At 74.4% G+C, this 3,624-nt stretch carries 3 protein-coding genes; 2 read left to right on the top strand and 1 reads right to left on the bottom strand.

The window, feature by feature from the left end; translation table 11 throughout:
* Positions 1-143 precede the first annotated feature (143 nt).
* Complete coding sequence (locus BZY54_RS47805; protein ID WP_086731520.1) at positions 144-1,247, bottom strand: pyridoxal-phosphate-dependent aminotransferase family protein; 1,104 nt, start codon at positions 1,245-1,247, stop codon at positions 144-146.
* A gap of 181 nt (positions 1,248-1,428) precedes the next feature.
* Between BZY54_RS47805 and BZY54_RS47800 the strand changes: the two genes are divergently transcribed.
* Together BZY54_RS47800 and BZY54_RS47795 are read left to right on the top strand one after the other, a co-directional pair.
* On the top strand, positions 1,429-2,526 hold the full coding sequence (locus BZY54_RS47800; protein ID WP_086731519.1) for an amidohydrolase family protein: 1,098 nt from the start codon (positions 1,429-1,431) through the stop codon (positions 2,524-2,526).
* A gap of 415 nt (positions 2,527-2,941) precedes the next feature.
* A partial coding sequence (locus tag BZY54_RS47795) for an SCO1860 family LAETG-anchored protein (protein WP_167414200.1) occupies positions 2,942-3,624 on the top strand: 683 nt, incomplete at its 3' end.

Here is a 3,624-nt window from a genome sequence, read left to right as displayed (position 1 = left end):
GTGGGCGGCCCGGCGCCGGGCGGCGCACCGGCTCTGGCACACGGGCCGCTCGGCGCGTGCGCGCGTTCAGAAGGGGGAGGAGCCCCCCGCCCGGCCGGCAACCGTGTCTTCGGGTGGGGGGCCGTTCCCGGCCGGGGGGGGGACTACTGCCAGGCCGCCGCGACGGCGCTCTGTGCTCCGGTCACGTCGACCTCCGAGCCCCGGTCGGCGGCCAGCGCGGTGCCCAGGGCCGCCATGGTGGCCTCGACCACCTCGCGGGTCGCGTCCGGGCCGTAGTGGTTGACGCGGATCATCTCTTCCGCCAGGGGGCCGCCGCCCGCGGCCAGCGGCAGGGCGGGATTCGCCGCCAGGGCCCGGGCCACCAGACCGGAGGCGGAGACGCCGGAGGGAGCGCGCAGAGTGGTCGCGACCGGGGCGGCCTCGGCGGCCTGGTGCACGTAGGGCTCCAGGCCGCCGCCGAGGGCTCGCGCACCCGCCCGGGTCGCCGCGGCGGCGGCCCGGTGGCGGGCCATCACCGCGTCCAGGCCGGCCGCCTCGATGCGCTCGACGCACGCCTCCAGGGCGAGCATCTCCAACTGGGCCGGCGCGTGCAGCAGGGCCTTGCGGCCGCCGTCGATCCAGCGCTCCTTCCAGTCCAGGAGCGACAGGTAGGAGCGGCGAGGCGCCCGGGGGTTCGCCGCCATCCGGGTCCACGCACGCTCGCTCACCGACACCGCCGACACCCCGGCGGGACCGCCCATGGCCTTCTGCGCGCCGATCACGCACAGGTCCACGCCCCACTCGTCGGGCAGCACCGGCTCCGCGCCGACGGAGGCGACGGCGTCCAGGTAGAAGAGGGCGCCCTGCTCCCGCACCGCCTCGCCGATCTCCGCGACCGGGTTGGTGTTGCCGGTCGCCGCCTCCGCGTGCACCAGCGACACGAAGTCGATCTCCGGGTGCTCGGCGAAGGCCTCCCGGACCTGCGCGGCCGTGACCGCCGTGTGGTACGGCACCGACAGGTCGTACACCGTCGCGCCGCAGTCCCGCAGCCAGTTGCCGAACGTCTGCCCGTACGGCCCCGTGATCACGTTCAGGGCCGTCGTGCCGGGCCCGGCCGCCGCCCGGATCGCGCCCTCCAGCGGCAGCAGCGCCTCACCCTGCATGATCACCACGTCCTGCTCGGTGGCGAGCAGACGCGCCACCCGGTCCTCGATCGAGGCGAAGCGTGCGGCGCTCAGCGGGGGGAGGTCCAGGAACGGGTGCGTCACGGCGGTGCTCTCTTCTCGGTTCTCGATCGTCTCTCGATCGTCGCGGGGGCGACGCAGTCGAGCGTAACCGGCGGCCGCAACCCGCCTTCCACCGGTGACTTCGCGGCCCGGACCGCCCCGGCGGGCAGGACCCGAGGACCGGGTGGACGCGGCCCCGTGGCGGCTCATTAGGGTGCGGTGCATGAGCGATCGCGCGGTATTGCACGTGAAGGGGCGGGTGCTCGTCGGCCCGGACGAGGACCAGGTCCGGGACGAGCTGTGGGTGGTCGGCGGCCGCATCACGTACGAGCGCCCCCCGGGCGCCCGGGACGTGCGGACCGTCGAGGGCTGGGCGCTGCCCGGCCTGGTCGACGCGCACTGTCACGTGGGTCTCGACGCGCACGGTCCGGTCTGCGACGACGTCTCCGAGAAACAGGCGCTCACCGACCGTGAGGCCGGCACCCTGCTGATCCGCGACGCCGGCTCACCCTCCGACACCCGCTGGATCGACGAGCGCGACGACCTCCCGAAGATCATCCGGGCGGGCCGGCACATCGCCCGCACCCGCCGCTACATCCGCAACTACGCCCACGAGATCGAGCCCGAGGACCTGGTCGCCTACGTGGCCCGGGAGGCCCGGCGCGGCGACGGCTGGGTCAAGCTGGTCGGCGACTGGATCGACCGCGACCTCGGCGACCTGTCGGCATGCTGGCCCCGCGAGGCCGCCGAGGCGGCGATCGGGGAGGCGCACCGCCTGGGCGCCCGCGTCACCGCGCACTGCTTCGCCGAGGACTCGCTGCGCGACCTCGTGGAGGCGGGCATCGACTGCGTCGAACACGCCACGGGTCTGACGGAGGACCTGATCCCGCTGTTCGCCGAGCGCGGCGTCGCGATCGTCCCCACCCTCGTCAACATCGCCACCTTCCCCCATCTAGCCGCCGGTGGCGAGGCCAGGTACCCGCGCTGGGCGGCGCACATGCGCAGGCTCCACGAGCGCCGCTACGACACCGTCCGCGCGGCCCACGACGCGGGCATCCCGGTGTACGTCGGCACGGACGCCGGAGGCGCGCTGCCGCACGGACTGGTGGCCGGCGAGGTCGAGGAACTGGTCACGGCCGGCATCCCGCCGCTCACGGCCCTGTCCGCGGCGACCTGGGCGGCGCGGTCGTGGCTCGGCCGGCCCGGACTGGACGAGGGCGCGCCCGCCGACCTCGTGGTCTACGAGGCGGACCCGCGCTCGGACATACGGGTGCTCGCGAGCCCGCGCCGGGTGGTGCTGAACGGCCGGATCGTCGCCTAGGGCCTCTCGTTCGGATCACGCCGGGCTCGCGGGCCCTGGCGCGCCCCGTCTGCGGCGTTGTCGTCGGTGCCCACGCTCCGAGTCGACGCCCTCCTCCGCCTTGCGGCCGTACGCGCCAGACCCCGCTTCCTGATCCGGCCTGATCCGAACGAAAGACCCTGGCCGACCGGTCGACAGAAGGCGGCCGCGTCCCGGCTGGCCCGTTGCGCACCCCGTCGTGCGCGCCGGAAGGTCCGCCGCCGTGCCTCCCGAGGTAGCAGCGCGTGGGTGACGCGGGCGAACACGGATTCCAGAGAATCGAAAACCAGATCGCAAACCCCACGATGGGGTGAAGTGACGCTGGATAGCTGACCGTTCACTCTCGGTGGGTGATCCTTGGCGGGTCCCAAGCATTTCTCTCTGGGGGTCCCACACCGTGAACGGCCACACCTTCCGCCTGCCCGCACGCCGCTGCGTCACCGCGGCCGCGGCCACCGTCCTGGCCGCCGGCCCGCTGACGTTGGCCGGCTCGGGCTCCGCCCACGCGACCGCCGACCACGGCCGCGCGAGCGCCTTCGTCCTGCGTACCGGCCTGGACGTGTCCCTGCTCAACAAGACGGTGAACGTCCCGCTCGCCGTCTCCCTCAACGAGGTCCAGGCGCCACGGAGCGCCCGGCAGACCGCGCTGACCGCCCGTCTGGACGGCGTCGACGGCGGAAAGCCCTTCAGCGTGCTGCGCGCGGACGTGGCGAACGCGGACGCGACGGTCTCGGCGGCCAAGGCCGAGGGCGGCGTCGACCTCGCCCACGCCCGCGTCCACCTCCCCGGTCTGCCCCTGCTGTCCGTCATCGAGGTCGACCAGGTGACATCCAGGGCGACCTGCGAGGCCGGCAAGCCGCCGGTCGCGACCAGCAACGTCCTGGGCGCCGTGACGGTGCTCGGCAAGAGGGTGACACTCACCGCCGGCGGTACGACCGAGGTCCAGGTCCCCGGTGTCGGAGAGGTCCGCCTGGACCTCTCCCGACGCGAGACGACCTCCCGCACGGCCGCGGCGACGGCCCTCCAACTCAAGGTCTCCGTCAACCCGTTGAAGCTCAACGTCGCCGCGGCCGTGCGGGA

This window comes from Streptomyces carpinensis, assembly GCF_002154505.1.
In the GTDB taxonomy this organism is placed as follows: domain Bacteria; phylum Actinomycetota; class Actinomycetes; order Streptomycetales; family Streptomycetaceae; genus Streptomyces; species Streptomyces carpinensis.
This window is presented reverse-complemented; position numbering and strand designations above follow the sequence as displayed.

Bases quoted from the DNA above. Each gene is read 5' to 3' on its own strand.
- BZY54_RS47800 (WP_086731519.1), top strand. From the start codon at position 1,429: ATGAGCGATCGCGCGGTATTGCACGTGAAGGGGCGGGTGCTCGTCGGC.